This is a genomic window from Kitasatospora sp. CB02891, from assembly GCF_002803145.1.
Classification (GTDB): Bacteria; Actinomycetota; Actinomycetes; order Streptomycetales; family Streptomycetaceae; genus Kitasatospora; species Kitasatospora griseola.
The window spans coordinates 1-25109 of the sequence record NZ_NNBO01000002.1; the positions used below are offsets into that span (position 1 = coordinate 1).

A 25109-nucleotide genomic window follows, 5' to 3' on the forward strand; every position below is an offset into this window, starting at 1 on the left:
CGTGCACCACCCGGTACAGCATCACCTCGGACGAGGCACCCGACCCGAACGGCGACTCCCCGGTCAGCGCGAACGCCAGCGTGGCCCCGAACGCGAACACGTCGGTGGCGGGCGTCACCGCCGCGCCGCGCACCTGCTCGGGCGCCAGGAAGCCGGGCGAGCCGACCGCCGTGCCGACGTGGGTGAGCGTGGACGCGCCGCGCGACCAGGCGATGCCGAAGTCGATGATCCGCGGGCCCTTGGGGGAGAGCAGGATGTTGGACGGCTTGAGGTCGCGGTGCACCACCCCGGCCTCGTGCACCTTCACCAGCCCGTCGGCCAGCGCCGCGCCGATCCGCGCGGCGTCCGGCCAGGCCAGCGTGCCCTCCTCGGAGACCTGCTTGTACAGCGACGGCCCGGGCACGTACGCGGTGGCCAGCCACGGGCGGTCGGCCTCGATGTCGGAGCCCATCACCCGGGCCGTGCAGCCGCCGCGGATCCGGGAGGCCGCCGCGATCTCCCGGGCGAACCGGGTGCGGAACTCGGCGTCCTCGGCGAGTTCGGCGCGGATCAGCTTCAGCGCGACCCGCTGCCCCTTCCGGTCCGAACCCAGGAAGACCACGCCCATCCCGCCGGCGCCCAGCCGCCGGTGCAGCCGGTACGGGCCGACGATGCGGGGGTCCTCACGCCGCAGCCGCATCATTGCCATTTGCCCGTACCCGTTCCCGTTCCGTCAGCCTGTGGGGTGAGGCCCCGTCGGATTGGGGCATCGTCAGACAACTGTCTCGGCACAGCTTACGGACAGGCAGCGGCCCCGTGCTGACACGCAACACACGAACCGCCGGTCGGATTGTCAGATCGGAGACATCGGCGCACCGTCAGACCCCCTGCCCCGCAGGGAATTCGGCCACCCCCCAGGGGGTGCTGTCAGGGTCGCCTAAGGGGTTCGCGCACGCCGGTGTCCGACTCCAGGTGTACGTCACCCCGCTCCTCCTCCTACCAGCGGAGGCGATCGGAACGGTACGACGGCATGACGACCCGGACAGCCGTCCCGCCTACCGTTGTTCACAGCGAGGACGGCCCCGCTCGTCCCCCGAGAAGAACCGTCCTCGCTGCCAAGCAGCACGACCTGTTCCCCGACCCGACCGCAGCACCGCAGCCCGCAGGAGCACAGCAGACATGGCACCGCTCGACCGAGCCCTTCGCCGCCGGCCCCTGTCCCCGCATTCCGCGGAGACCCGGCACCCGATGGTCGCCCTTGCCATCGCCCTGCCCTGCGCGATCCTGCTGATGGCCCTGTTCGGGGCGTGGGACCAACTGGCGACCCAGACCCAGGCGGTCGCCGATCTGATCGGGCGCTGACCCCCCATGGGGTAGGGGTTTTCGCGCCGGCCCGGAGCAACCCTCATCACGTCGTGGACGGACGAAATGAGTGGCGCAGGCTGCAGCTCCGGCCAACCCGGTGGCCGGGAACGACACGTCGGTGAGGGCGTGCCGTTCCCGGCCACTCCCATGTCCGCCCTGCCCCCGACATGCGAAGAGCCGCCGTCCGAAACCGGACGGCGGCTCTCAACTGTGGTGCGCGATACTGGGATTGAACCAGTGACCCCTACCGTGTCAAGGTAGTGCTCTCCCGCTGAGCTAATCGCGCGGGGATGATCCGAAGACCAAGGATCCGAAGATCAGTGCGCGATACTGGGATTGAACCAGTGACCCCTACCGTGTCAAGGTAGTGCTCTCCCGCTGAGCTAATCGCGCAGGAACGTACCAGGAGCTCCGAGGAGCCCTGCCAGTGGTGCGCGATACTGGGATTGAACCAGTGACCCCTACCGTGTCAAGGTAGTGCTCTCCCGCTGAGCTAATCGCGCGGGGATGATCCGAAGACCAAGGATCCGAAGATCAGTGCGCGATACTGGGATTGAACCAGTGACCCCTACCGTGTCAAGGTAGTGCTCTCCCGCTGAGCTAATCGCGCGGGGAGGACCCCTGGCCGGAACCAGGGGTACCTCTTGGAGGTGGAGACGGGATTTGAACCCGTGTACACGGCTTTGCAGGCCGTTGCCTCGCCTCTCGGCCACTCCACCAGGCAACTGCGAAGAACGATCCTACCTGTTCTCCGTCGAGCGGACGACGAGATTCGAACTCGCGACCCTCACCTTGGCAAGGTGATGCTCTACCAACTGAGCCACGTCCGCCTGTCTTCCTGGAAGCCCTTCCGGTTTTTCCCGGCTGCGCTCCCTGGCGACGTGTTGAACTCTAGCGGATTTCTGGCCCAGCTGAAAAATCCGTTCCCGCAGCGTGGCGCGGGGGTGGCCGCCCGATGCCCAACCGCCGGGTCCGCCCGGACCGTTCCGACAGGCCTCCGACCTAGACTTTCACTACCGGGGCGATCCCCCGGCGCCCACGCCCGCGCCCGCGCGGGCGCAACGGGCAGCACCGCAATCCGCGAATCCGCGCAGGAGAACCGTGTCCGGCCGCACCGCCCCGCTCAGCCCCCACCAGCCGATGGCCCGCTTCGCCGGGCGCCTCGCCACCGGGCTGCGCGAAGTCACCCACGACCCCGCCGCCCTCGACCGGGGCGGATTCTGGGCCGTCGCCCACGACTTCGAGGGCCGCCTCACCTGCGCCCGGTTCGACGAGGTCCGTCCCGACCCCGCGCCGCCCGCCACCCACAGCTGGCGCGGCCCCGCCCCCGACAGCTGGCACAGCTCCCTCGACGCCGACGCCTACCGCGCGGGAGTGCGCCGCATCCGCGAGCACATCGCCGCCGGCGAGGTCTACCAGGCCAACCTGTGCCGGGTGTTGAGCGCGCCGCTGCCCGACCCCGACCGCACCGACATCGACGCCCTCACCGGCCTGCTCGCCGCCCACAACCCCGCGCCGTACGCAGGAACGATCCGGCTCCCCGAGCACGGCATCGAAATCGCCACCGCCTCGCCCGAGCTCTACCTGAGCCGGCACGGCCGCACCGTCCGCTCCGGCCCGATCAAGGGCACCGGTCGCACCGAGCACGACCTGCTCGACAAGGACCACGCCGAGAACGTGATGATCGTCGACCTGGTCCGCAACGACCTCGGCCAGGTCTGCGACACCGGCACCGTCACCGTCCCCGACCTGTGCGCCGTCGAGAAGCACCCCGGCCTGGTCCACCTGGTCTCCACCGTCGAAGGACGCCTGCGCGCCGACGCCGGCTGGCCGCAGCTGTTCGACGCGACCTTCCCGCCCGGCTCCGTCACCGGCGCCCCCAAGAGCAGCGCGCTGCGCATCATCCGCGCACTGGAGACCGCCCCCCGCGGCCCCTACTGCGGTGCCGTCGGCTGGGTCGACGCCGACCGCGGCCTGGCCGAACTCGCCGTCGGCATCCGCTCGTTCTGGATCGAACGGGACAGCGGCCGCCCCGTCCTCAAATTCGGCACCGGCGCCGGAATCACCTGGGACTCCGACCCGGACCGCGAATGGCGCGAAACCGAACTCAAAGCCGCCAGGCTGGTGGCGATAGCCTCCACCGGCACCCCCGCCTGACCGCAAGGAGCACGACGCCGATGATCTGGGTCAACGGAACCCTCACCGCCGAGGACGACGCCACACTCTCCGTCCTCGACCACGGACTGACCGTCGGCGACGGCGTGTTCGAGACCGTCAAGGCCGAGAACGGCGAACTGTTCGCCCTCACCCGCCACCTCGACCGCCTCACCCGCTCCGCCCGCGGCCTCGGCCTCCCCGACCCCGACCACGACCTGGTCCGCGAGGCCTGCGCCGCCGTCCTGGCCGCGCAGCCCATGCCGCTCGGCCGCCTGCGGATCACCTACACCGGCGGCCGCGCCCCGCTCGGCTCCGAACGCGGCGACGCCGCACCCGCGTTGGTCGTCGCCCTCGGCACCGCGAACCGCCGGCCCGACACCACCGCCGTCGTCACTGTCCCCTGGCGCCGCAACGAGCACTCCGCCGTGACCGGCCTGAAGACCACCTCCTACGCCGAGAACGTCATCGCGCTCGCCGCCGCCCACCGCGCCGACGCCAGCGAGGCCCTGCTCGCCAACACCGCCGGCCTGCTCTGCGAAGGCACCGGCTCCAACGTCTTCCTGGTCCTCAACGGCCGCCTCCTCACCCCCACCCTCGCCTCCGGCTGCCTGGCCGGCATCACCCGCCGACTCGTCGTCGACTGGACCGGCGCCGAGGAGGCTGACGTCCCCCTCGAAGCCCTCGCCGACGCCGAGGAGGTCTTCCTGACCTCCACCCTCCGCGACGTCCAGGCCGTCACCCGCGTCGACGCCCGTGCCCTCCCCGGCATCGGCCCGGTGACCCGCAAGGCGATGGAGATCTTCGCCGACCGGGCGGCCCGGCACAGCGACCCCGTCTGACCATGGCCGGGAGCGCGGGCGGCGTGGGACGGTAGAACCCCGGTGGGGGAGGGAAGGGGGCCGGTATGACTACCACGTTGCGGCCGGACGGTGCCGAGGAAGCCGCGGCCAACAAGGGGCGGACGCGGCGCTGGCACATCATGGTGAACGGGCACCCGGTGGGCGGTCTGCGGACCACCGCGTGGCCCCGGGACGGGTTCTGCCCGGGCGAGATCGGCGAGCTGGAGGTCACCGAGGGGCGGCGGCGGGGCCGGGGCACCGTCGCGGTGCTCGCCGCCGAAGAGGTGCTGCGCTCCTGGGGCTGCACCCGGGTCGACGTCACGGTGCCCGCCGAGGCGGCGGCCGGCCTGCAGCTGGCCCACGCCCTCGGCTACACCGAGCGGATGCGCAACATGATCAAGCCGCTCACCGAGCTCCCGCAGCTCCCGGCAGGACTGACGGACCGTCGGATCGGTCCGGAGCAGTACCCCGACTGGGAGCGGGCCGCCGTCGAGGGCTACCGGCAGGAACTGATCGACTCCGGCCTGGGCGCCGCCGAGGCCACCGCGAAGTCGGAGCACGACCACCGGCACGCCCTGCCGGCCGGCCCGGACACCCCGGACACCATGCTGCGGCAACTCCTCGACGCCGACGGGAACGTCCTCGGCTGCATCTGGGTCGCCCTCCGCCAGGCCACCATGGCGGACGGCCGCCCGCTGGCCTGGGTGATGCTGGTGGAAGCCGCCCCGGAACACCGCGGCCGCGGCCACGGCCGCACCCTGATGCGGATCGCCGAACGCGAATGCCTCGCCGCCGGCGTCCGCGACCTCGGGCTCAACGTGTTCGCCGACAACGGCGTGGCGATCCGCCTCTACGAGTCGCTCGGCTACCGGGTCACCCGGCGCGTGCTCAGCAAACCGCTGCTCTGAGGCCTCCCGACCGCCCCGCCGCCACCGGCAGCGGGGCGGTCAGCCGCCCAGCAGCTCCACGATGCGCTCCAGCAGCCCGTCCTGGGACTGCCCGCCGTCCAGCCGCTCGCCGGCCACCACGTACGTCGGGGTGCCCGTGACGCCGATCGCCCGGCCCTCGGCCACGTCCGAGTCGACCAGCAGCATGTGCCGGCCGTCGATCAGCGCGGTGTCGACCTCCTCCGCGTCCAGCCCGGCCGAACCGGCGATCTCCACCAGCGTCCTCGCCCCGCCGCGCTCCACGTCCTCCAGCCGGGCCAGCAGCGCCTCGACGAACTCCCAGCCGCGCCCCTGCTCGAACGCCTCGGTCGCGGCCTCCGCCGCCGGGTACGCGAACTTGTGCTTCTCCAGCGGGAAGTGCCGCAGCTCGACGGTCAGCGCGTCGCCGAAGCGGGCGCGCAGCGCGTGGACGTCCGCCAGCGCGGTACGGCAGTCGGGGCACAGCAGGTCGCACCAGAACTCGACGCGGGGCAGGGGGGAATCGCTCATGCCCCAAGTCTCCCAGGTCCGCCACCCGGCCCCGACCGGCCCGATCCCGACCGGCCCGGCCTCGACGGTCCTGGCCCCGACCGGCCCGGCCCCGACCGGCGGCGCTCGGTGGTCAGCGCCCGGCCGCCGCCACCGCCTCGGCCTCCGCCGAACGCTGCCGGGCCCGGTACGCGGCCACGTGCAGCCGGTTCCCGCAGGTGCGGCTGTCGCAGTAGCGGCGGGAGCGGTTGCGGGACAGGTCGACGAAGACCCGGGCGCAGTCCGGCGCCTCGCAGCGGCGCAGCCGCTCCAGCTCGCCGGCCATCACGATGAACGCCAGCGCCATGCCCAGCTCGGCGGCCAGGTGCCGACCGATCGCGGCGTGCGGCGCGAAGTAGTGGATGTGCCAGCCGTGGTGGTCGTGGTTGGTCAGCCGCGGCGTGGTGCCGGCCTCGGCGACCAGCGCGTTGACCAGCCCCGCGGCCCGCTCGACGGTGTCCGCCGAGAACACCTCGCGCAGCCGGTCGCGCAGCTGGTGCACCGCGGCCAGGTCGGCCGGGCCGAGCGAGTCGATCTCGCTGATCTCCTGACCGACCACGAAGGCGCTCAGCGCCGCGACGTCGGGCAGCTGCTCGCTGCCGCAGGCCTCCGGCGCGGTGTTCAGCAGCTCCACCAGGATGCTCAGCGCGCATTCGGTGTCATGGGTGATCAGCACGTGGGAACTCCTCACGCGGCGGCGGCCCGAGGACCGTCGCGTCGGTCAAAACGGGGCCCGACTCTACCGGCCCGGGACGCCGTTCGGGCCAGGACGGACCCGGACGTGGCTTAGCCCCGGACGTCCGCTCCGAGGGGAGGGAACGCCCGGGGCCGGGCCCCGAGGCCGCCGGCAGGCGGCAGTGAACTGCGACCGTGCCCCCGAGTAGGACGGTGCGCATCGAGGCGATCCCGCCGCCGCGCGACGGCGGGCCTTGACTCGTTCGGTTCAGCTCTCGGCGAGGATGTGAGACAGCTCCCGGTCGAGGTCGAAGTGACGGTGTTCGGTGCCGGGCGGCACCGCGGCGTCCGTCCGCTTGAGGAAGGACTCAAGCGCCCGGGCCGGGGCCTCCAGCAGTGCCTCTCCTTCCGGAGAGCTCAGGGCGATGCAAACCACGCCTTGACCGTGGCTGCGGGACGGCCACACCCGGACGTCGCCGGTACCGGTCGGTCGGTGCAGCCCCTCCGCGAGGAGGTCGCGGGCGAACACCCACTCCACGGTCTCGTCTGCTCCGGTGTGGAACGTCGCATGCACGGCATAGGGGTCGGCAGTGTCGTAGCGCAGGCCCGCGGGGACGGGCAGTGAGGACTCGCTGGACACGATGAGGCGCAGGTGCAGCTCGCAGCTGACCGTGGTGTTCATAAGCGCCAGGGCCTTTCGCTCAGTGTGCGCTCGGGGAATCGCACGTCGGCGAACGGACCATCCCACCTGAAAGCCCGGTGTAAACCCGTCTGTCCCGATTCCGGTGCGAGTCGTACCCCTTCCGGCGCATTGCGGAATCCCCCGAACGGCCCGACCTGCCGCCGACCGACCCGGTAACGGCACGGATTACCGGCGGTCGCACCGGACCGGTGCCCGGACGACTGGAGGAACGCACGAAGCTGCCGCCGCCGGACCCGCCCCGGGGCGGCGCCCCGCCCGCGGCGCTCCCGGCCGGCCCGCCGACGCCGCTGGTCGGGGCCGTCGGCCGGACCGGGTGCGCAAGCCGGGCGCGGACCGGGCGCGACGAGGGGCGGGGTGGTCGGAGCACCCGCGCGGATGGGGTAATGTTCTTTCTGCACCCGGGCGATTAGCTCAGCGGGAGAGCACTTCGTTCACACCGAAGGGGTCACTGGTTCGATCCCAGTATCGCCCACCGGAATGCAAAGGCGTAGGGCCTCGACTTGTTTATCAGGTCGGGGCCCTACGCCTTTTCCGCGTTCCCGGCCCGAGTTCTGACGGGCATTCAACAGGCCCGCCCCGCCCGGGAGCTATTCAACGGACCTGCCCGGCACGGGATCTGGGGGGCCGTCGGGGAACGGATTGGATGCCGGGGCCCAAGTGGTGCTACTGTTCATCTCGTTGCCCGGGCGATTAGCTCAGCGGGAGAGCACTTCGTTCACACCGAAGGGGTCACTGGTTCGATCCCAGTATCGCCCACCGAGCACAACGCGGAAGGCCCCGACCATCAGGTCGGGGCCTTCCGCGTTGTGGCGTCCCGGCGGCCCGTCAGGCCGCCAACTCGCAGGCGTGGCCCGGCTCCAGGCGCGCACCGCACCGGCAGCGGGCCGGCCGCAGCGGCCACGCCGTGTCCACCCGCTCCGGCGTGCCCGCCCGCTCGAACCAGCGCTCCAGCCCGCGCGCCTGCGCCGCGTGCCAGACCGCCTGCCGCAGGTGCAGCTCCGCCGGCGACAGCCCGCCCAGCCGCTCCGGGTGCCGGGCCGCCACCGCGCGCACCAACTCCATTGCCGCCACCGCGTCCGCCGCCGCGTCGTGCGCACCCACCAGCGGGACGCCGTAGTGCCCGCACAGGTCGGTCAGGGTGCGGCGGCCCTTGCGGTAGCGGTCCACCTGCTTGTCCAGCACCCGCGGATCCAGCACCAGCAGCTCCGCGCCGCCCAGCACCTCCGTCAGCGAACCCGCCCCGTGCCGGCGCAACTCCCGGTCCAGCAGCGTCAGGTCGTACGGGGCGTTCATCACCACCAGCGGCACCCCCGCGCGGGACTGCTCGGCCAGCGCGAGCGCCACCTCCACCGCCACCGTGCGCGGCGGCCGGCCGTGCGCCCGCACCCGGTCGTCGGAAATGCCGTGCACGGCCCGGGCCTGCTCCGGAATGGGCACACCCGGATTGGCCAACCAACTGCGGACGGCCGCCGCCCCGCCCGCGGCGGACTGCACCACCAGGGCGGCCGAGACGATCCTGTCCTGCTCGACGTCCACACCCGTGGTCTCGGTGTCGAACGATGCCAACGGACCGTGGAACCAGGAACGGAGCTGCTGCATGACGCCCCCTCAGACGCCGCGCGAACCCTTGCCGGGCGGCGCTGCCACCGAGGACCAGCGGAGCGCCGCGCCGTGTCGAAGTGATACCGCAGTTGACGGGAGGTCAACCGTCCCGGGCGACCTCTTGTGGCACAGAAAGTGACCGAACGATCACCGCGACCGCCCCGGGCCTTGGCGACGGGGACCTGGCCCGGCTCGGTACCATGCACAACGCAGCGGTTGTGCTGCGCCCCATAGCCAGAACGTCAGGAGAGACCGGTGACGGACGTCCGGATCATCATCAACCGCGAACCCGATCGGGAAGAGCGCGTGGTGACCACGGGCACTACGGCCGCCGAGCTCTTCGCCGACGACCGCGCCGTGATCGCCGCCCGGGTCGGCGGCCAGCTCAAGGACCTCGCCTACGCCGTCCAGGACGGCGACGAGGTCGAACCCGTCGAGATCTCCAGCCCCGACGGCCTCGACATCCTGCGGCACTCCACCGCGCACGTGATGGCCCAGGCCGTCCAGCAGGTCTTCCCGGAGGCCAAGCTCGGCATCGGCCCGCCCGTCCGCGACGGCTTCTACTACGACTTCGACGTCGAGAAGCCGTTCCACCCGGACGACCTCAAGACCATCGAGAAGAAGATGCAGGAGATCATCAAGCGGGGGCAGAAGTTCTCCCGCCGCGTGGTCACCGACGAGGCCGCCCGCGAGGAGCTCGCCGGGGAGCCCTACAAGCTGGAGCTGATCGGCCTCAAGGGCTCCGCCGCGACTGCCGGCGACGGCGCCGACGTCGAGGTCGGCGCCGGCGAACTCACCATCTACGACAACGTCGACCCGAAGACCGGCGACGTCTGCTGGGGCGACCTCTGCCGCGGCCCGCACCTGCCCAGCACCCGGCACATCCCGGCGTTCAAGCTGATGCGCTCCGCCGCCGCGTACTGGCGCGGCAGCGAGAAGAACCCCATGCTGCAGCGCCTCTACGGCACCGCGTGGCCCACCAAGGAAGAGCTGAAGGCCCACCTCGACTTCCTGGAGGAGGCCGCCAAGCGCGACCACCGCAAGCTCGGCACCGAGCTCGACCTGTTCTCCATCCCCGAGCAGATCGGCTCCGGCCTCGCCGTCTTCCACCCCAAGGGCGGCATCATCCGCCGCACCATGGAGGACTACTCGCGCAAGCGGCACGAGGAAGAGGGCTACGAGTTCGTCTACACCCCGCACGCCACCAAGGGGAAGCTGTTCGAGACCAGCGGCCACCTCGACTGGTACGCCGACGGCATGTACCCCCCCATGCAGCTCGACGAGGGCACGGACTACTACCTCAAGCCCATGAACTGCCCGATGCACAACCTGATCTTCGACGCGCGCGGCCGCTCGTACCGTGAACTGCCGCTGCGCCTCTTCGAGTTCGGCACCGTGTACCGGTACGAGAAGTCCGGCGTGGTGCACGGACTGACCCGCGCCCGCGGCTTCACGCAGGACGACGCGCACATCTACTGCACCCGCGAGCAGATGGCCGACGAGCTGGACCGCACGCTGACCTTCGTGCTGGACCTGCTGCGCGACTACGGTCTGAACGACTTCTACCTGGAGCTGTCCACCAAGGACCCGGAGAAGTTCGTCGGCAGCGACGACGCGTGGGAGGAGGCCACCGCGGTCCTCGCCAGCGTGGCCGAGAAGCAGGGTCTGCCGCTGGTGCCGGACCCGGGCGGCGCGGCCTTCTACGGCCCGAAGATCTCGGTGCAGGCGCGGGACGCGATCGGCCGCACCTGGCAGATGTCGACCATCCAGCTCGACTTCAACCTGCCGGAGCGCTTCGAGCTCGAGTACACCTCGGCGGACGGCTCGCGGCAGCGGCCGGTGATGATCCACCGTGCGCTGTTCGGCTCGATCGAGCGCTTCTTCGCGGTGCTGCTGGAGCACTACGCGGGCGCCATGCCGCCGTGGCTGGCCCCCGTCACCGTGACCGGCATCCCGATCACCGACGAGCACGTGCCGTACCTGCTGGAGGTGGCGGCCGAGTTGAAGAAGCACGGGATCCGGGTGGACGTCGACACCTCGGACGACCGGATGCAGAAGAAGATCCGCAACGCCCAGAAGTCGAAGGTCCCGTACATGCTGATCGCGGGCAACGACGACGTCGAGGCCGGCGCGGTGTCCTTCCGCTACCGCAACGGCGAGCAGAAAAACGGCGTGCCGCGGGCCGAGGCGATCGCCGAGATCGTCGAGGCGGTGCGTAGCCGGGTGCAGGTCTGACACCGGTAGAGCGATGTGACGTGCGGGGCGGTCTCCTTCGGGAGTCTGCCCCGCACTGCTGGTTTCACGAGGTGCGGAGCATATGCTGGCGGGCATGACGAGTGAGCCGGAACTGCAGCGGGGCGTGGGGGAGCCGGACGGCTTCCGTCGCCTGTGGACACCTCATCGGATGGCGTACATCCAGGGCGAGAACAAGCCCACCGGGCCGGCTCCGGACGACGGTTGTCCGTTCTGTTCGATCCCGAAGCTGAGCGACGAGGACGGGCTGATCGTGCAGCGCGGCGAGTCGGTGTTCGCGGTGCTGAACCTGTACCCGTACAACGGCGGGCACTTGATGGTGGTGCCGTACCGGCACGTCGCGGACTACACCGAGTTGGACGGGCCGGAGACGGCGGAGCTCGGGGAGTTCACCAAGAAGGCGATGACGGCGCTGCGGGCGGCGTCGGGGGCGCACGGGTTCAACATCGGGATGAACCAGGGTGCGGCGGCGGGGGCCGGGATCGCGGCGCACCTGCACCAGCACGTGGTGCCGCGCTGGGGCGGGGACACCAACTTCATGCCGGTGGTGGGGCACACCAAGGTGCTGCCGCAGCTGCTGGCGGACACCCGGAAGGTGCTGGCCGAGGTGTGGCCGGTTTGATTCGGTGACGGGCAGACGGCAGGGGCCGTGCGGGAGGTGTTCCCGCACGGCCCCTGCCGTTGGCGTGTCCGGGGTCAGCCGGCGTCGTACTTGTCGGCGCGGAACGGGCGGCTGCCCTGCATCTCGGCGCGGATGAGGTTGGCGCGGTTGGCGATCCGGTCGGTGGCGACGTCGTGCTCGTCGAGGAACTCGACCACGGCGGCGTGGATCAGGCCGACCACGGGGGTGGGGATGTACAGCACGTCGTCGGACTTGAAGCGGCTGTTCCAGGCCGGGTCGGCCCAGGCCTGGCGCAGGCACAGGGGCTCGGGGAGGCCGATGGAGCCGCCGAGCCACTTCTGCAGGCCGGGGATCTTGTGAAGGGGGGCGCGGACGGCCTGCCGGACGATCTCGTCGTCGGTGACGACGGGGAGTTGGACGGTGCGGTTCTCCCAGAACCGGAGGGTCTTGGGGACGTCCTTCTCGGGGGTCTTGGGCTTGGCGCCGAAGTAGCCGGCGATCGGGCCGAGCGCGTGCGCGGTGGCGGTGACCTGCAGGCTGTGCGAGAGGACCATGATGCTGACCACCACGGTGGTGACCAACTGGCCCTTGTGCAGGACGAACTGGACGGCGATGCGGTGCCGGGTGTCGGCGCCGACGCTCTGCTTGTTGGCGAGCTCCGAGACGGCGAAGTCGCGCATCCGGTCGCCGTCCATCTCGGCGCCGGAGGGGCGGCCGATCTCGTCGGCGCCCTCGCCGGTGTCGAGCACCACCCAGTGGTTGATCTGCGGCTTGGGCAGGCCCCCGTTGGGGACTTCGGAGCCGGAGAGCGCGCCGAGGCGGTCGGAGATCCGGCGGGCCAGGTCCCAGACGTGGAAGGTGCGGAAGTCGGGGTGGCCCTCGGCGGGGCGGAGGTCCTCGCGCAGCGACCACTCGGCCCAGCGGGCGCCGATGCCGAGGATGCCCTTGGGGCCGGCGTAGTGCTGGACGTTGGTGTTCTGCTCGCGGGTGAGGCGGTCGAGGCCGGCCCGGAGCTCGTTGGCCTTCTTGTCGAGGTCGTCCTTGGGGACGGCCTTCGGGACGATGGCGGCGACGGCGCTGCCGCCGACCAGGTCGCCCCAGCGGGCGCGCTGCTGCATGACGGAGGCGACCACGGTGCGGCGGGCGAGGTACCAGCCGATGACGGGGCCGATCATCACGATCCGGCAGTAGAGGCCGAGCAGGCCGTCGGCCGGCGGGCGGATCGCCAGGAACAGGGTGAGGCCGGCGGCGAGCAGCAGGGCCAGCGTGCCGATGAAGCCGTCCCGGGCGGCTGACTTCTTGGCGCCGAGCCAGGCGCGGGCCTGGTACGCGGCGAGCCAGATCAGCGTGCCGGGCAGGAAGAGCAGACCGCAGACCACGCTGAGGGTGGAGAGCCGGCGGTCGCGGGCCTCGCGCAGGTCCTGGGCGGCGAGGCAGTGCTCGACGACCATCCGGACGTCGGTGCCGTGCGAGGGCACGATGGGTTTGCGGCCGCCGCCGAGGGTGCGGTCGATCAGGGCGCGGCTGAACGCCTCGCCGGCGCTGGGCCGGAACAGGGCGAACTTGCCGGGCTTGACCGAGACTCCGGCGAGCGCCCCGAGTTCGTTGTAGTCGCCGGTGCGGTAGGCGGCGGAGGAGAACGCCTGGGTGACCGCGGTCTGATGACCGACGTCCGTCCGTGGTACCTGCGCGCCCGGCGTCATGTCGAGCTGAGTCACCTGAGCAGCTCCTCCTCCCCTGATGGTCTGCGGCAGGTTACCGCGTGGCGGCCCGCCCGTGCGGATCATCAACTGATCCTGGGTCACATCTCGGCCGCGCGAACCGGTTTCAGGGTGATGTTGCCCCGCCGCGGGGACTTCGACGCACGGGTTTAGGATCGCGCCATGACGAGTGCGTTCGCACCGGGGCCGGTGCTGGTTTTCGACGGTGACTGCGCGTTCTGTTCGAGCTGCGTGCGGTGGGCGGAGCGCTATCCGCGGCAGAGCCTGTCCTCGGCGGGGTGGGAAGCGGTGGCGTTCCAGTTCGCGGACCTGGAGGCACTGGCCGAGTTCACCGGCGGGCAGGTGTCGGAGGAGCGGGCGTCCCGCGAGGTGTTGTGGATCACGCCGGACCGCAAGGTGTACGGCGGCGCGCAGGCGGTGGCGCGGCTGCTGATGCGGTCGGGCGGGCCGTGGGCGTGGGCCGGCGGCCTGCTGGCGCTGGCGCCGGTGCGCCCGCTCGCCGACGTGGTCTACCGCTGGGTGGCGCGCCACCGGGACCAGATGCCCGGTGGCACGAAGGCGTGCGCGCTGCCGCGCCGTTCCTGAGCGCCGTCAGCCCGCCGTGGCGTACTGGGCGGCGAGGTGCGCGGGCATCGGCGAGTGGCGCAGGTAGCTGCGGGTGAACTGGCCGGTTCCGTGCGACAGCGAGCGCAGGTCGAGCGGGTAGCGGGCGAGTTCGAGTTCGGGGACCTCGGCGCGGACCAGGCTCAGACCCGGCCCGCCGATCTCGGTGCCGAGGACGTGGCCGCGGCGGGCGGACAGGTCGGTGAGGACGGCGCCCTGGTACTCGTCGGGCAGCAGCACCCGGACTTCGTCGACGGGTTCCAGGACCCGGACGTCGGTGTGGTCGGCGGCTGCCCTGAGGGCGAGCGCCGCGGCGGTCTGGAAGGCGGCGTCGGAGGAGTCGACGGAGTGCGCCTTGCCGTCGGTGAGGGTGACCCGGACGTCGGTCATCGGGTGGCCGTGCAGGCCGTGGGCGAGTTGGGCGCGGACGCCCTTCTCGACGGACGGGACGAAGTTGCGCGGGACGGCGCCGCCGACGACCCGGTCGACGAATTCGAAGCCGCCGCCGGGCAGCGGTTCCACGGTGAGGTCGCAGATCGCGTACTGGCCGTGGCCGCCGGACTGTTTGACGTGCCGTCCGTGGCCGCTGGCGGGGGCGGCGAAGGTCTCCCGGAGGGCGACCTCGTAGGGGACGGTCTCGACGTGGACGCCGTGCCGGTCGGCGAGCCGGTCGAGGGTGACGGCGAGGTGCGCCTCGCCGGTGCACCACAGGACGAGCTGGTGGGTGTCGGGGTTCTGTTCGACGCGCAGCGCCGGGTCCTGGGCGGTGAGCCGGCCGAGGGCCTGCGAGAGCTTGTCCTCGTCGGCCTTGGAGCGGGCCCGGACGGCGGTGGGCAGCAGGGCCTCGGGCAGCGGCCAGGGCGGCAGCACGGCGCCGTCGGTGGTGAGGGTGTCGCCGGTGCGGGCGGCGGTCAGCTTGGCGACGGTGACCAGGTCGCCGGCGACGGCCTGCGGGACGGGGCGCAGCTGGTGGCCGAACGGGCTGTGCAGGGCGGTGAGGCGTTCGTCGGCGCCGTCGGGCAGGTGGGCGGTGGTGTCGGGGCGGAGGGTGCCGGTGAAGATCCGCAGCAGGCTGAGGCGGCCGAGGTAGGGGTCCTCGCCGGTCTGGACGACCTGGGCGGTGAACGGGGCGTCGGGGTCGGCGGCGGGGAGGTCGTCGGCGCGGTCGGCGGGGGAGGGGAAGGCGGCGGCGACCAGGTCGAGCAGGGCGTCGCAGCCGGTGCCGTCGGGGGCGGTGGCGAGGACGGGGTGCAGGGTGCCGGCGAGGAACTCGCGGCGCAGTCCGGCGGTGAGCGCGGCGGTGTCGAGGTCGGCGCCGTCGAGGTAGCGCTCCATCAGGGTGTCGTCCTCGCCGGCCAGGGCCTCGACCAGGCGGGCGCGTTCGGCGGTGAGGTCGCCGGGGTGGTCGGGCTTGCCGTAGGCGCGGCCGGTGAGCAGGTCGGTGCTGCCGTGCAGGCGCCCGTCGCGCAGGTCGGGGTGGTGCAGCAGGCGGACGGTGTCGGGGGTGCCGAGGGTGTCCTGGAGCATCCGCAGGACGTCGTCGAGGCGGACCCGGGCGGTGTTGAGGTGGGTGAGGGCGAGGGCGCGCGGGAGGTGGGCGGCCTCGCAGCTCTGCCACAGGGCCCGGACGGGGCGGGCGACGGTCTCGTCGGCGGCGGAGTGGACGAAGACGGCGGCTTCGGCGGCGCGCAGGGCGGCGTGGAGTTCGCCGGCGAAGTCGGCGTAGCCGGGGGTGTCGAGCAGGTTGACGGTGAGGTCCTGCCAAGGGAGCGGGAGGAGCGCGAACTGGACCGAGCGCTGCTGCTGGTGCTCGATGTCCTCCCAGTCGGCGACGGTGGTGCCGTCGGGGACGGTGCCGGGCCTGGTCAGGGCGCCGGCGGTGAGGGCGAGGGCCTCGGCGAGGGTGGTTTTGCCGGCTCCGCCCGCCCCGACCAGGGCGAGGTTGCGGAGCCGGCCGGGTCGGTCGGCGGGTGTGGCGGGGGTGTGGGCTGTCCGGTCCGGCATGGCTGGCCTCCTGCCGCTCGATCAGCGTGGATACCATTGTCCAGCCGGGCGGGGCCATCCGCGCGGCCGCCCGGCGGGCAAGCGGCTCGCGGGCGCCAACCGAGGAGCGGAGCGGACCGGAAGGCCATGCTCAACAAGTACGCGCGTGGCTTCTTCACACGTGTCCTCACCCCGTTCGCGGCGATGCTGCTGCGGTGGGGTGTCAGTCCGGATGCGGTCACGCTGATCGGTACAGCCGGGTCGGTGGCGGGCGCCCTGGTGTTCTTCCCGCGCGGGGAGTTCTTCTGGGGCACGATCACCATCACCCTGTTCATCTTCTCCGACCTGGTGGACGGCAACATGGCCCGCCAGGCGGGCCGGTCCAGCAAGTGGGGTGCGTTCCTGGACTCCTCGCTCGACCGGGTCGCCGACGCGGCGATCTTCGGCGGTCTGGCGATGTGGTACGCCGGCAAGGGCGACAACGACGTCCTGTGCGCGGTGTCGATCTTCTGTCTGGCCAGCGGCCAGGTGGTGTCGTACACCAAGGCGCGCGGGGAGTCGCTGGGCTTCCCGGTGAACGTGTCGGGTCTGGTGGAGCGGGCCGAGCGGCTGGTGATCAGCCTGGTGGCGGCCGGTTTCGCGGGCCTGCACAAGTTCGGGGTGCCGTACATCGAGTGGCTGCTGCCGGTCGCCCTGTGGGTGGTCGCGGTGGGCAGCCTGGTGACGGTGGCGCAGCGGATGCTGACGGTGCGCCGGGAGGCGGCGGAACTGGAGGCGGCGGGCGCCGCCGAGGGGGTCGAATGAAGGAGCGGTTGGCCGACGCGGCCTACGCGGCCGGTTGGGCGGGGCTGAAGCACCTGCCGGAGCCGGTGGCCCGCGGCCTGTTCAACACCATCGCCGAGGTGGCGTGGCGACGGCAGGGCAAGGGGGTGCGGCAGCTGGAGGCCAATCTGGCGCGGGTCCACCCGGATGCGGACGCGATGCGGCTGCGGGAGCTGTCCCGGGCCGGCATGCGGTCGTACATGCGGTACTGGATGGAGTCGTTCCGGCTGCCGACCTGGAGCCGGGAGCGGGTCTCGCAGGCGATAACGGTGAAGAACCTGGACCAGCTGAACGAGGCGATGGAGGCGGGGCGCGGCGCGGTGCTGGCGCTGCCGCACATGGCGAACTGGGACCTGGCGGGCGCGTGGATCGCGTCCGCGGGCGGGTTCCCGTTCACCACGGTCGCCGAGCGGTTGAAGCCGGAGTCGCTGTTCGACCGGTTCGTGGCGTACCGGGAGAGCCTCGGCATGGAGGTGCTGGCGCTGACCGGCTCCCAGGTGTCGGTGGTGGGGACGCTGGCGCGGCGGCTGCGCGAGGGCCGGCTGGTGTGCCTGGTCGGCGACCGGGACCTGTCGGAGGCGGGTGTCCAGGTGGACTTCTTCGGCGAGCCGACCCGGATGCCGGCCGGCCCGGCGGCGCTCGCGCAGCGCACCGGTGCGGCGCTGTTCCCGGTCACGCTCTGGTACGACGGGCCGGTGTTGCGCGCGGAGGTGCACCCCGAGGTGGTGCCGTCCGGCGTGGGCGAGCGGCAGGAGCAGGTCGTGGCGATGACGCAGACGATGGCCGACGTGTGGGCCGAGTCGATCCGGGAGCACTCGACGGACTGGCACATGCTGCAGAAGCTGTGGCTGGCCGACCTGACGCCGCGGAGGGCGGAGCGGTGAGGATCGGCGTGGTCTGCCCGTACGACTGGGACGTGCCGGGCGGTGTGCAGTTCCACATCCGGGACTTGGCGGAGCATCTGATCCGGCTGGGTCACGAGGTGTCGGTGCTGGCCCCGGCGGAGGACGAGGACGCGCTGCCGCCGTACGTGGTGTCCGCGGGGCGGGCCGTCGCGGTGCCGTACAACGGGTCGGTGGCGCGGCTGAGCTTCGGCATCCTGTCGGCGGCCCGGGTGCGGCGGTGGCTGCGCGAGGGCCGGTTCGACGTGCTGCACGTGCACGAGCCGAACTCGCCGTCGCTGTCGATGCTGGCGGCCTGGGCGGCGTCCGGGCCGATGGTGGGGACGTTCCACACCTCGAACCCGCGGTCGCGGGCGATGATCGCGGCCTCGCCGATCCTGCAGCCGGGCCTGGAGAAGATGTCCGGCCGGATCGCGGTGTCGGAGTACGCCCGGCGCACCCTGGTGGAGCACCTGGGCGGCGATGCGGTGGTGATCCCGAACGGCGTGGACGTGCGGTTCTTCGCGGACGCCGAGCCGGACCCGAAGTGGCAGGGCGGCGCCGCCGAGGGCGGAGCGGGCACGATCGGCTTCATCGGCCGGATCAACGAGCCCCGCAAGGGCCTGCCGACGCTGCTGGCGGCGCTGCCGCGGATCCTCGCCGAGCGCCCCGGGGTGCGGCTGCTGGTGGCCGGCAAGGGCGACGAGGAGGAGGCGGTGGCGGGCCTGTCCGCCGAGGTGCGGGCGCAGGTCGAGTTCCTCGGCATGGTCTCGGACCGCGACAAGGCCCGGCTGCTGCGCAGCGTCGACCTGTACGTGGCGCCGAACACCGGCGGCGAGTCGTTCGGCATCATCCTGGTCGAGGCGATGTCGGCGGGTGCGCCGGTGCTGGCCAGCGACCTGGACGCGTTCCGCCAGGTGCTGGACGGCGGCGCGGCCGGCGAGCTGTTCCCGGTGGAGGACGCGGACGCGCTGGCGGCCGCGGCGGTGAAACTGCTCGGCAGCCCCGAACGGCTGCTGGCGCTGCGCGAGGCCGCCTCCCGGCACGTGCGGCGATTCGACTGGGAGACCGTCGGGGCGGAGGTGCTGTCGGTGTACGAGACGGTCACCGACGGTCGTCCGCCGGTCGCCGAGGCCGAACCGTCCGGCTGGCGCACGCGTCTTGGTCGCTGAACCACCCTGCTCGCGAGAGGTACCACCATGCCGCTGATCACCGTCGACTACACCGACCGGCTCGCCGACTGCTTCGACCGGCGCGGATTCGGGCTGGCCCTGAACCGGCTGGCGGTGAAGCTGATCGACGCCAAGCCGGAGGCCTGCAAGACCCGTTTCCGGCGCACCGAGGAGGCGGTGGTCGGCGCGGACGCCGAGACGTACACGCTGGTGGCGGTCGAGTTCGAGATCTTCCCGGGCCGGTCGGCGCAGGCCAAGGCGGCGCTCGCGGAGGCGACGGTGGCGGCGCTGCCGGAGTACCTGGGCGCCGACCCGGGGGCGGTGCAGGCCGCGGTGTCGGTCACCGAGACCGACCGGGACTCCTACCGCTCGGCGGTCTTCGGCGGCTGAGCCGGGTACCGTAACGCCCCGTGACTACCTGGATCTGGGCCCTCGCGGCCGTCGTACTGTTCGCCGTCTACCTGAGTTGGACGGCGGGCAGGCTCGACCGGTTGCACGCCCGGATCGACGCCGCCCGGGCCTCGCTGGACGCCCAGCTGCTGCGCCGGGCGTCGGTGGCGATGGAGCTGGCCACCTCCTCGCTGCTCGACCCGGCCGCGTCGATCCTGCTGCTGGAGGCCGCGCACGCGGCCCGGCAGGCGCAGGACGAGCAGCGCGAGGTGGCGGAGAGCGAGCTGAGCCTGGCGCTGCGCGCGGTGCTGGACGAGCCGGAGCAGGTCGCGGCGCTGCGGGCGGCCCCGGGCGGCGAGGACGCGGTGCGCGACCTGGTGGAGGCGGTGCGCCGGGTGCCGATGGCGCGGCGGTTCCACAACGACGCGGTGCGGGCGGCGCGGGCGGTGCGCGAGCACCGGCTGGTGCGCTACTTCCGGCTTGCGGGGCGGGCGCCGTTCCCCATGGCGTTCGAGATGGACGACGAACCGCCGACGGCCCTCACGCCCGAGGGAGCGCCCGCGTAGGCTGGGCGCTGATTTCTCGCCCACTGTTCCCCGTCCGTGGTGCTCTGGCCTGATTGTCGTATGCCGTTGGTGACGCTGGACCATGTGGCGTATGGGTCCCCACCCCCGCAGGCCTACGATAGGTCGATAGCACCGGTTCATCCCTGAGTGAGGTCTTACGTGTCCACCACCCCCACCACCGCAGACCAGCCGCAGATCGGTACCGCCCGGGTCAAGCGCGGCATGGCCGAGCAGCTCAAGGGCGGTGTGATCATGGACGTGGTCAACGCCGAGCAGGCGAAGATCGCCGAGGACGCCGGCGCTGTCGCCGTCATGGCGCTGGAGCGGGTGCCCGCCGACATCCGCAAGGACGGCGGCGTGGCCCGGATGTCCGACCCGAACATGATCGAGGAGATCATCGACGCGGTCTCCATCCCGGTGATGGCCAAGTCCCGCATCGGCCACTTCGTCGAGGCCCAGGTCCTGCAGTCGCTCGGCGTCGACTACATCGACGAGTCCGAGGTGCTGACCCCGGCCGACGAGATCAACCACTCCGACAAGTGGGCGTTCACCACCCCCTTCGTCTGCGGCGCCACCAACCTGGGCGAGGCCCTGCGCCGGATCGCCGAGGGCGCGGCCATGATCCGCTCCAAGGGCGAGGCCGGCACCGGCAACGTGGTCGAGGCCGTCCGCCACCTGCGCCAGATCAAGAACGAGATCGCCAAGCTGCGCGGCTTCGACAACAACGAGCTGTACGCCGCCGCCAAGGAGCTGCGCGCCCCGTACGAGCTGGTCCGCGAGGTCGCCGAGCTCGGCAAGCTGCCGGTCGTGCTGTTCTCCGCCGGTGGCGTGGCCACCCCGGCCGACGCCGCGCTGATGCGCCAGCTGGGCGCGGAGGGCGTGTTCGTCGGCTCCGGCATCTTCAAGTCCGGCGACCCGGCCAAGCGTGCCGCGGCCATCGTGAAGGCCACCACCTTCTTCGACGACCCGAAGGTCATCGCGGACGCCTCCCGCAACCTGGGCGAGGCCATGGTCGGCATCAACTGCGACACCCTGCCGGAGTCGGAGCGCTACGCCAACCGCGGCTGGTAAGCACTGCCGGGGAGCGGATCGGACCGACGGTTCCGGTCCGCGTCCCCCGGCCCCGGCCCGTCGCGCGAGCAATCGGCGCGGCGGGCCGCTCCGTGGGCTTTCCCGGCCCGTAGTTCGAGATGAAGAGGTAGTGACACCGTGAGCACCCCCACCATCGGCGTCCTCGCCCTCCAGGGCGACGTCCGTGAGCACCTGGTGGCGCTGGCCGCCGCCGACGCGCTGGCCCGTCCGGTCCGCCGCCCCGAGGAGCTCGCCGAGGTCGACGCCCTGGTGATGCCCGGCGGCGAGTCCACCACCATCTCCAAGCTGGCGGTGCTGTTCGGCCTGATGGACCCGCTGCGCGAGCGGGTCCGGGCCGGCATGCCGGTCTACGGCACCTGCGCCGGCATGATCATGCTGGCGGACAAGATCCTGGACGGCCGGGACGACCAGGAGACCGTCGGCGGCATCGACATGACGGTCCGTCGGAACGCCTTCGGCCGGCAGAACGAGTCCTTCGAGACCGCCATCCCGTTCGAGGGCATGGCCGAGCCGGTCACCGGCGTGTTCATCCGCGCCCCCTGGGTCGAGTCGGTCGGCGCGGGCGTCGAGGTGCTGGCCGAGGTGCCCGCCGCCGACGGCCCGGACGCCCGGATCGTGGCGGTCCGCCAGGGCAACCTGCTGGCCACCTCCTTCCACCCGGAGCTGACCGGCGACCACCGCGTCCACGAGTACTTCGTGCGGATGGTCGAGGCCGCCGCCCGCTAGGCGCGGCGCGGTGACCGTGTGCCACCCCGCAGTGCGGCACCGGTAAGATCTCCCCTGTTCATTTCCCATTGGCGACGAAAAGGAGCTGGCGATGTCCGGCCACTCTAAGTGGGCTACCACCAAGCACAAGAAGGCCGCGATCGACGCCAAGCGCGGCAAGCTCTTCGCCAAGATGATCAAGAACATCGAGGTGGCGGCTCGTACCGGCGGCGGCGACCCCGCGGGCAACCCGACGCTCTACGACGCCATCCAGAAGGCGAAGAAGAGCTCCGTCCCGATCGACAACATCAACCGGGCCGTCAAGCGCGGCTCCGGTGCGGAGGCCGGCGGCGCCGACTACTCGACGATCATGTACGAGGGCTACGGCCCGAACGGCGTGGCCGTCCTGATCGAGTGCCTCACCGACAACCGCAACCGCGCGGCCTCCGACGTCCGCGTCGCGATGACCCGCAACGGCGGCAACATGGCCGACCCGGGCTCGGTGTCCTACCTGTTCAACCGCAAGGGCGTGGTGATCGTTCCCAAGGCCGACGGCGTGGACGAGGACAAGGTCCTCGACATCGTCCTGGACGCCGGCGCCGAAGAGGTCAACGACCTCGGCGAGGCCTTCGAGGTGATCTCCGAGGCCACCGACATGGTCGCGGTCCGCACCGCCCTGGTCGACGCGGGCGTCGACTACGACTCCGCCGACGCCAACTTCGTGCCCAGCATGCAGGTCGAGCTGGACGCCGACGGCGCCCGCAAGATCTTCAAGCTGATCGACGCGCTGGAGGACAGCGACGACGTGCAGAACGTCTTCGCCAACTTCGACGTCTCGGACGAGATCATGGCCGAGCTGGACGCCTGAGTCCTTCGCCCTCGGCTCCTCCGCCCGGTGACCGCTCGCGGCCGCCGGGCGGAGGCGTGTCCGGGGACGGTTGTCCGTGGTCAGGGGTAGCCTTCCCGGGTCGGAGAGAGGTGGGGCAGGGCTCGTGCGAGTGCTGGGTGTGGACCCTGGGCTGACCAGGTGCGGCGTCGGAGTCGTCGAAGGGCTGCCCGGGCGGCAGTTGACGATGCTCGGCGTGGGCGTGGTGCGGACGCCGCCGGGGGACGACCTCGGGCCGCGACTGCTCGCCGTCGAACGCGGGCTGGAGGAGTGGCTCGACCGCTACTCGCCCGAACTCGTCGCCGTCGAGCGGGTGTTCGCGCAGCACAACGTCCGCACCGTGATGGGCACCGCGCAGGCCTCCGCCGTCGCCGTGCTCTGCGCCACCCGGCGGGGCATCCCCGTCACCCTGCACACCCCGAGCGAGGTCAAGGCGGCGGTCACCGGCTCCGGCCGCGCCGACAAGGCCCAGGTCACCGCCATGGTCACCCGCCTCCTGCGCCTCGACGCCCCGCCCAAGCCCGCCGACGCGGCGGACGCCCTGGCGCTGGCCATCTGCCACATCTGGCGCGGCGGCACCACCAACCGCCTGACGGCGGCGATCAAGGCGCACACCGCCGGCGGCAACTGGCACGGAACCCCGGCCGCGGAACCGGCCGAGCAGCAGAGCGGCGCGCCCCGGGCGGCGTACGGCAGAGTGCCCGGCCGCCCGCGCAACTCCACGCGCCCCTGACGGGGCGCACCCCCGCAGGTCCGAAAGCTCCCACCTTCGAAAGGAAACGACTCACCATGATCGCCTTTGTGCAGGGCCCGGTTGCGGTGGTGGGGGCCGGGGTGGCCGTGGTGGAGGTCGGGGGCGTGGGGATGGCGGTGCAGTGCACGCCGTCGACGTTGGCGGCGCTGCGGGTGGGGGAGGTGGCGCGGCTGGCGACGTCCCTCGTGGTGCGGGAGGACTCGTTGACGCTGTTCGGGTTCGTGGACGACGACGAGCGGGCGACGTTCGAGGTGCTGCAGGCGGCGCCGGGGGTCGGGCCGAAGCTGGCACAGGCGATCCTGGGGGTGCACTCGCCGGAGGCGCTGCGGGTGGCGGTGGCGGGCGGTGACGAGAAGGCGCTGATCGCGGTGCCGGGGATCGGCAAGGCGAAGGCGGCGAAGCTGCTGCTGGAGTACAAGGACAAGCTGGGCGTCCCGCACGGGACGGTGCCGGCGCAGAAGCCGGTGGCGACCGGCCCGGCGCCGTGGCACGAGCAGCTGCATTCGGCGCTGGTGGGCCTGGGCTACGCTCCGCGGGAGGCGGACGAGGCGGTGACCCGGGTGACGCCGGACGCCGAGGCGCAGGCCACGCCGGACGTGGGCGCGCTGCTGCGGCTCGCGCTGCGGGGCCTGAACCGGGCCCGCTGAGCATCGCCGAAGCAATCTGACGATCCGTCACCAAATCGACAATGGGGAGCCGTTTTCCGATGAGTCCGTACGAGTCCGAGCCCGTTGACCGCCTGGTGACGGCGTCCGCCGACGGCGAGGACCAGGCGGTGGAGGCGGCGCTGCGGCCGCGGATGCTGGAGGAGTTCATCGGCCAGGAGCGGGTGCGCGAGCAGCTCTCGCTGGTGCTGCAGGCGGCCCGTCAGCGCGGCGCGGCGCCGGACCACGTGCTGCTGAGCGGCCCGCCCGGGCTGGGCAAGACCACGCTGTCGATGATCATCGCGGCGGAGCTGAACGCGCCGATCCGGATCACCTCCGGCCCGGCGATCCAGCACGCCGGCGACCTGGCGGCGATCCTGTCCTCGCTGACCGAGGGCGAGGTGCTGTTCCTCGACGAGATCCACCGGATGTCCCGGCCCGCCGAGGAGATGCTGTACATGGCGATGGAGGACTTCCGGGTCGACGTGATCGTCGGCAAGGGCCCGGGGGCGACCGCGATCCCGCTGGAGCTGCCGCCGTTCACACTGGTCGGGGCGACCACCCGGGCCGGTCTGCTGCCGCCGCCGCTGCGCGACCGGTTCGGGTTCACCGGCCACATGGAGTTCTACGCGCCGGCCGAGCTGGAGCGGGTGGTCCACCGTTCGGCGGGGCTGCTGGACGTGGAGATCGACCCGGCGGGCGCGGCGGAGATCGCCGGCCGCTCGCGCGGCACGCCCCGCATCGCCAACCGGCTGTTGCGCCGGGTGAGGGATTTTGCGCAGGTCCGCCACGACGGTCTGGTCACCCGGGAGATCGCGGCGCGGGCGCTGGAGGTGTACGAGGTCGACGCGCGCGGACTGGACCGGCTGGACCGCGCGGTGCTGGAGGCGCTGCTGAAGCTCTTCGGCGGCGGACCGGTCGGTCTGTCCACCCTGGCGGTCGCCGTGGGGGAGGAGGCGGAGACCGTGGAGGAGGTCGCCGAGCCCTTCCTGGTGAGGGAAGGACTGCTGGCCCGTACCCCGCGCGGGCGGATCGCGACGGCGGCGGCCTGGCAGCACCTGGGGCTGACCCCGCCGCAGTCGACCCGGGCGCCGCGCGGGGCGCAGCCCGAGCTCTGGGCGGACGGCCAGGCGTAACCGGGTTGCCTTATCGGCGGTTTATGTCCATGCCAAGGCTCGCCACTTCCGGCGCCGCACTGGCATGCTTGGCGTTGTCCGTTCAGTGCGGGTCGCCTAGACTCC

At 72.2% G+C, this 25109-nt stretch carries 24 protein-coding genes and 8 tRNA genes; 19 read left to right on the forward strand and 13 right to left on the reverse strand.

Annotated features, from left to right (window positions below; genetic code table 11):
* From CG736_RS05500 to CG736_RS05535, 7 genes are all read right to left on the reverse strand, one after another.
* The coding region (locus CG736_RS05500) for a serine/threonine-protein kinase (protein WP_157815429.1) at positions 1 to 688 on the reverse strand (688 nt) is incomplete at its 3' end.
* Positions 689 to 1555: 867 nt separating this feature from the next.
* Positions 1556 to 1630 (reverse strand) — tRNA-Val (locus tag CG736_RS05510).
* Between the two features lie 35 nt (positions 1631 to 1665).
* Positions 1666 to 1737 (reverse strand) — tRNA-Val (locus CG736_RS05515).
* Between the two features lie 35 nt (positions 1738 to 1772).
* Positions 1773 to 1847, reverse strand: a tRNA-Val gene (locus CG736_RS05520).
* A 35-nt stretch (positions 1848 to 1882) separates the two neighbouring features.
* Positions 1883 to 1954 (reverse strand) — tRNA-Val (locus CG736_RS05525).
* Between the two features lie 35 nt (positions 1955 to 1989).
* A tRNA-Cys gene (locus CG736_RS05530) sits at positions 1990 to 2063 on the reverse strand.
* Positions 2064 to 2101: 38 nt separating this feature from the next.
* Positions 2102 to 2174 (reverse strand) — tRNA-Gly (locus tag CG736_RS05535).
* Between the two features lie 310 nt (positions 2175 to 2484).
* On the opposite strand from CG736_RS05535, the gene CG736_RS05540 reads away from it, so the two are divergent.
* From CG736_RS05540 to CG736_RS05550, 3 genes are all read left to right on the forward strand, one after another.
* Positions 2485 to 3501 (forward strand): chorismate-binding protein, encoded by a 1017-nt coding sequence (locus CG736_RS05540; protein WP_100585586.1) that lies wholly within the window; start codon positions 2485 to 2487, stop codon positions 3499 to 3501.
* Positions 3502 to 3521: 20 nt separating this feature from the next.
* Positions 3522 to 4340, forward strand: a complete 819-nt coding sequence (locus CG736_RS05545; protein ID WP_100585059.1) for an aminotransferase class IV — start codon at positions 3522 to 3524, stop codon at positions 4338 to 4340.
* Positions 4341 to 4405: 65 nt separating this feature from the next.
* Positions 4406 to 5248 carry a GNAT family N-acetyltransferase gene (locus CG736_RS05550; RefSeq protein WP_100585060.1) on the forward strand — a complete coding sequence of 281 codons (843 nt, stop codon included), beginning with the start codon at positions 4406 to 4408 and terminating at the stop codon, positions 5246 to 5248.
* Between the two features lie 39 nt (positions 5249 to 5287).
* Here CG736_RS05550 and CG736_RS05555 read toward each other — a convergent pair whose 3' ends face one another.
* The 3 genes from CG736_RS05555 to CG736_RS05565 form a co-directional block, all read right to left on the reverse strand.
* Positions 5288 to 5776 carry a DsbA family protein gene (locus CG736_RS05555; RefSeq protein ID WP_100585061.1) on the reverse strand — a complete coding sequence of 163 codons (489 nt, stop codon included), beginning with the start codon at positions 5774 to 5776 and terminating at the stop codon, positions 5288 to 5290.
* Positions 5777 to 5888: 112 nt separating this feature from the next.
* A complete protein-coding gene (locus tag CG736_RS05560) occupies positions 5889 to 6470 on the reverse strand; it encodes a CGNR zinc finger domain-containing protein (protein WP_100585062.1) in 582 nt (193 codons plus the stop codon).
* A gap of 267 nt (positions 6471 to 6737) precedes the next feature.
* Positions 6738 to 7151, reverse strand: coding sequence for an SsgA family sporulation/cell division regulator (locus CG736_RS05565; protein ID WP_030056266.1), 414 nt, complete (start codon positions 7149 to 7151; stop codon positions 6738 to 6740).
* 421 nt (positions 7152 to 7572) lie between these two features.
* Between CG736_RS05565 and CG736_RS05570 the strand changes: the two genes are divergently transcribed.
* Together CG736_RS05570 and CG736_RS05575 are read left to right on the forward strand one after the other, a co-directional pair.
* A tRNA-Val gene (locus CG736_RS05570) sits at positions 7573 to 7644 on the forward strand.
* Positions 7645 to 7856: 212 nt separating this feature from the next.
* A tRNA-Val gene (locus CG736_RS05575) sits at positions 7857 to 7928 on the forward strand.
* Between the two features lie 69 nt (positions 7929 to 7997).
* On the opposite strand, the gene CG736_RS05580 is transcribed toward CG736_RS05575, so the two are convergent.
* Complete coding sequence (locus CG736_RS05580; protein ID WP_100585063.1) at positions 7998 to 8771, reverse strand: 3'-5' exonuclease; 774 nt, start codon at positions 8769 to 8771, stop codon at positions 7998 to 8000.
* A gap of 258 nt (positions 8772 to 9029) precedes the next feature.
* Between CG736_RS05580 and thrS the strand changes: the two genes are divergently transcribed.
* Both thrS and CG736_RS05590 read left to right on the forward strand, forming a co-directional pair.
* The gene (gene thrS / locus CG736_RS05585) at positions 9030 to 11009 is read left to right on the forward strand and encodes a threonine--tRNA ligase (protein WP_100585064.1); all 1980 of its coding nucleotides are present in this window, start codon (positions 9030 to 9032) and stop codon (positions 11007 to 11009) included.
* A gap of 82 nt (positions 11010 to 11091) precedes the next feature.
* Complete coding sequence (locus tag CG736_RS05590) at positions 11092 to 11649, forward strand: HIT domain-containing protein (protein WP_043908607.1); 558 nt, start codon at positions 11092 to 11094, stop codon at positions 11647 to 11649.
* A gap of 74 nt (positions 11650 to 11723) precedes the next feature.
* Here CG736_RS05590 and CG736_RS05595 read toward each other — a convergent pair whose 3' ends face one another.
* On the reverse strand, positions 11724 to 13367 hold the full coding sequence (locus CG736_RS05595; RefSeq protein ID WP_100585065.1) for a hypothetical protein: 1644 nt from the start codon (positions 13365 to 13367) through the stop codon (positions 11724 to 11726).
* Positions 13368 to 13532: 165 nt separating this feature from the next.
* Here CG736_RS05595 and CG736_RS05600 point away from each other — a divergent pair, with 165 nt between their 5' ends.
* On the forward strand, positions 13533 to 13955 hold the full coding sequence (locus CG736_RS05600) for a thiol-disulfide oxidoreductase DCC family protein (protein ID WP_043908605.1): 423 nt from the start codon (positions 13533 to 13535) through the stop codon (positions 13953 to 13955).
* Between the two features lie 6 nt (positions 13956 to 13961).
* Here CG736_RS05600 and CG736_RS05605 read toward each other — a convergent pair whose 3' ends face one another.
* On the reverse strand, positions 13962 to 15977 hold the full coding sequence (locus CG736_RS05605) for an elongation factor G (RefSeq protein ID WP_100585066.1): 2016 nt from the start codon (positions 15975 to 15977) through the stop codon (positions 13962 to 13964).
* Between the two features lie 126 nt (positions 15978 to 16103).
* On the opposite strand from CG736_RS05605, the gene pgsA reads away from it, so the two are divergent.
* The 11 genes from pgsA to ruvB all read left to right on the forward strand — a co-directional run bounded on the left by pgsA (position 16104) and on the right by ruvB (position 25004).
* On the forward strand, positions 16104 to 16760 hold the full coding sequence (pgsA, locus tag CG736_RS05610; protein ID WP_100585067.1) for a phosphatidylinositol phosphate synthase: 657 nt from the start codon (positions 16104 to 16106) through the stop codon (positions 16758 to 16760).
* Complete coding sequence (locus CG736_RS05615) at positions 16757 to 17662, forward strand: phosphatidylinositol mannoside acyltransferase (RefSeq protein ID WP_100585068.1); 906 nt, start codon at positions 16757 to 16759, stop codon at positions 17660 to 17662. The genes pgsA and CG736_RS05615 overlap by 4 nt, the downstream gene beginning before the upstream one ends.
* A complete protein-coding gene (locus CG736_RS05620) occupies positions 17659 to 18831 on the forward strand; it encodes a glycosyltransferase family 4 protein (RefSeq protein ID WP_100585069.1) in 1173 nt (390 codons plus the stop codon). The genes CG736_RS05615 and CG736_RS05620 overlap by 4 nt, the downstream gene beginning before the upstream one ends.
* 27 nt (positions 18832 to 18858) lie before the next feature.
* Entirely contained in the window at positions 18859 to 19221 is a 363-nt protein-coding gene (locus tag CG736_RS05625; protein ID WP_100585070.1) for an isomerase, read from the forward strand.
* A gap of 20 nt (positions 19222 to 19241) precedes the next feature.
* Positions 19242 to 19787, forward strand: coding sequence for a membrane protein (locus CG736_RS05630; RefSeq protein ID WP_043908590.1), 546 nt, complete (start codon positions 19242 to 19244; stop codon positions 19785 to 19787).
* 159 nt (positions 19788 to 19946) lie between these two features.
* Positions 19947 to 20858, forward strand: a complete 912-nt coding sequence (gene pdxS / locus CG736_RS05635; RefSeq protein ID WP_100585071.1) for a pyridoxal 5'-phosphate synthase lyase subunit PdxS — start codon at positions 19947 to 19949, stop codon at positions 20856 to 20858.
* Between the two features lie 138 nt (positions 20859 to 20996).
* The gene (pdxT, locus tag CG736_RS05640; protein ID WP_043908585.1) at positions 20997 to 21605 is read left to right on the forward strand and encodes a pyridoxal 5'-phosphate synthase glutaminase subunit PdxT; all 609 of its coding nucleotides are present in this window, start codon (positions 20997 to 20999) and stop codon (positions 21603 to 21605) included.
* 91 nt (positions 21606 to 21696) lie between these two features.
* The gene (locus tag CG736_RS05645; protein ID WP_073817010.1) at positions 21697 to 22452 is read left to right on the forward strand and encodes a YebC/PmpR family DNA-binding transcriptional regulator; all 756 of its coding nucleotides are present in this window, start codon (positions 21697 to 21699) and stop codon (positions 22450 to 22452) included.
* A 124-nt stretch (positions 22453 to 22576) separates the two neighbouring features.
* Positions 22577 to 23203, forward strand: coding sequence for a crossover junction endodeoxyribonuclease RuvC (gene ruvC, locus CG736_RS05650; protein ID WP_100585072.1), 627 nt, complete (start codon positions 22577 to 22579; stop codon positions 23201 to 23203).
* Positions 23204 to 23259: 56 nt separating this feature from the next.
* Positions 23260 to 23871 (forward strand): Holliday junction branch migration protein RuvA, encoded by a 612-nt coding sequence (ruvA, locus tag CG736_RS05655; protein WP_100585073.1) that lies wholly within the window; start codon positions 23260 to 23262, stop codon positions 23869 to 23871.
* 59 nt (positions 23872 to 23930) lie between these two features.
* Positions 23931 to 25004: a Holliday junction branch migration DNA helicase RuvB gene (gene ruvB, locus CG736_RS05660; protein ID WP_043908574.1), complete on the forward strand. Its 1074-nt coding sequence runs from the start codon at positions 23931 to 23933 to the stop codon at positions 25002 to 25004.
* Positions 25005 to 25109: the final 105 nt, after the last annotated feature.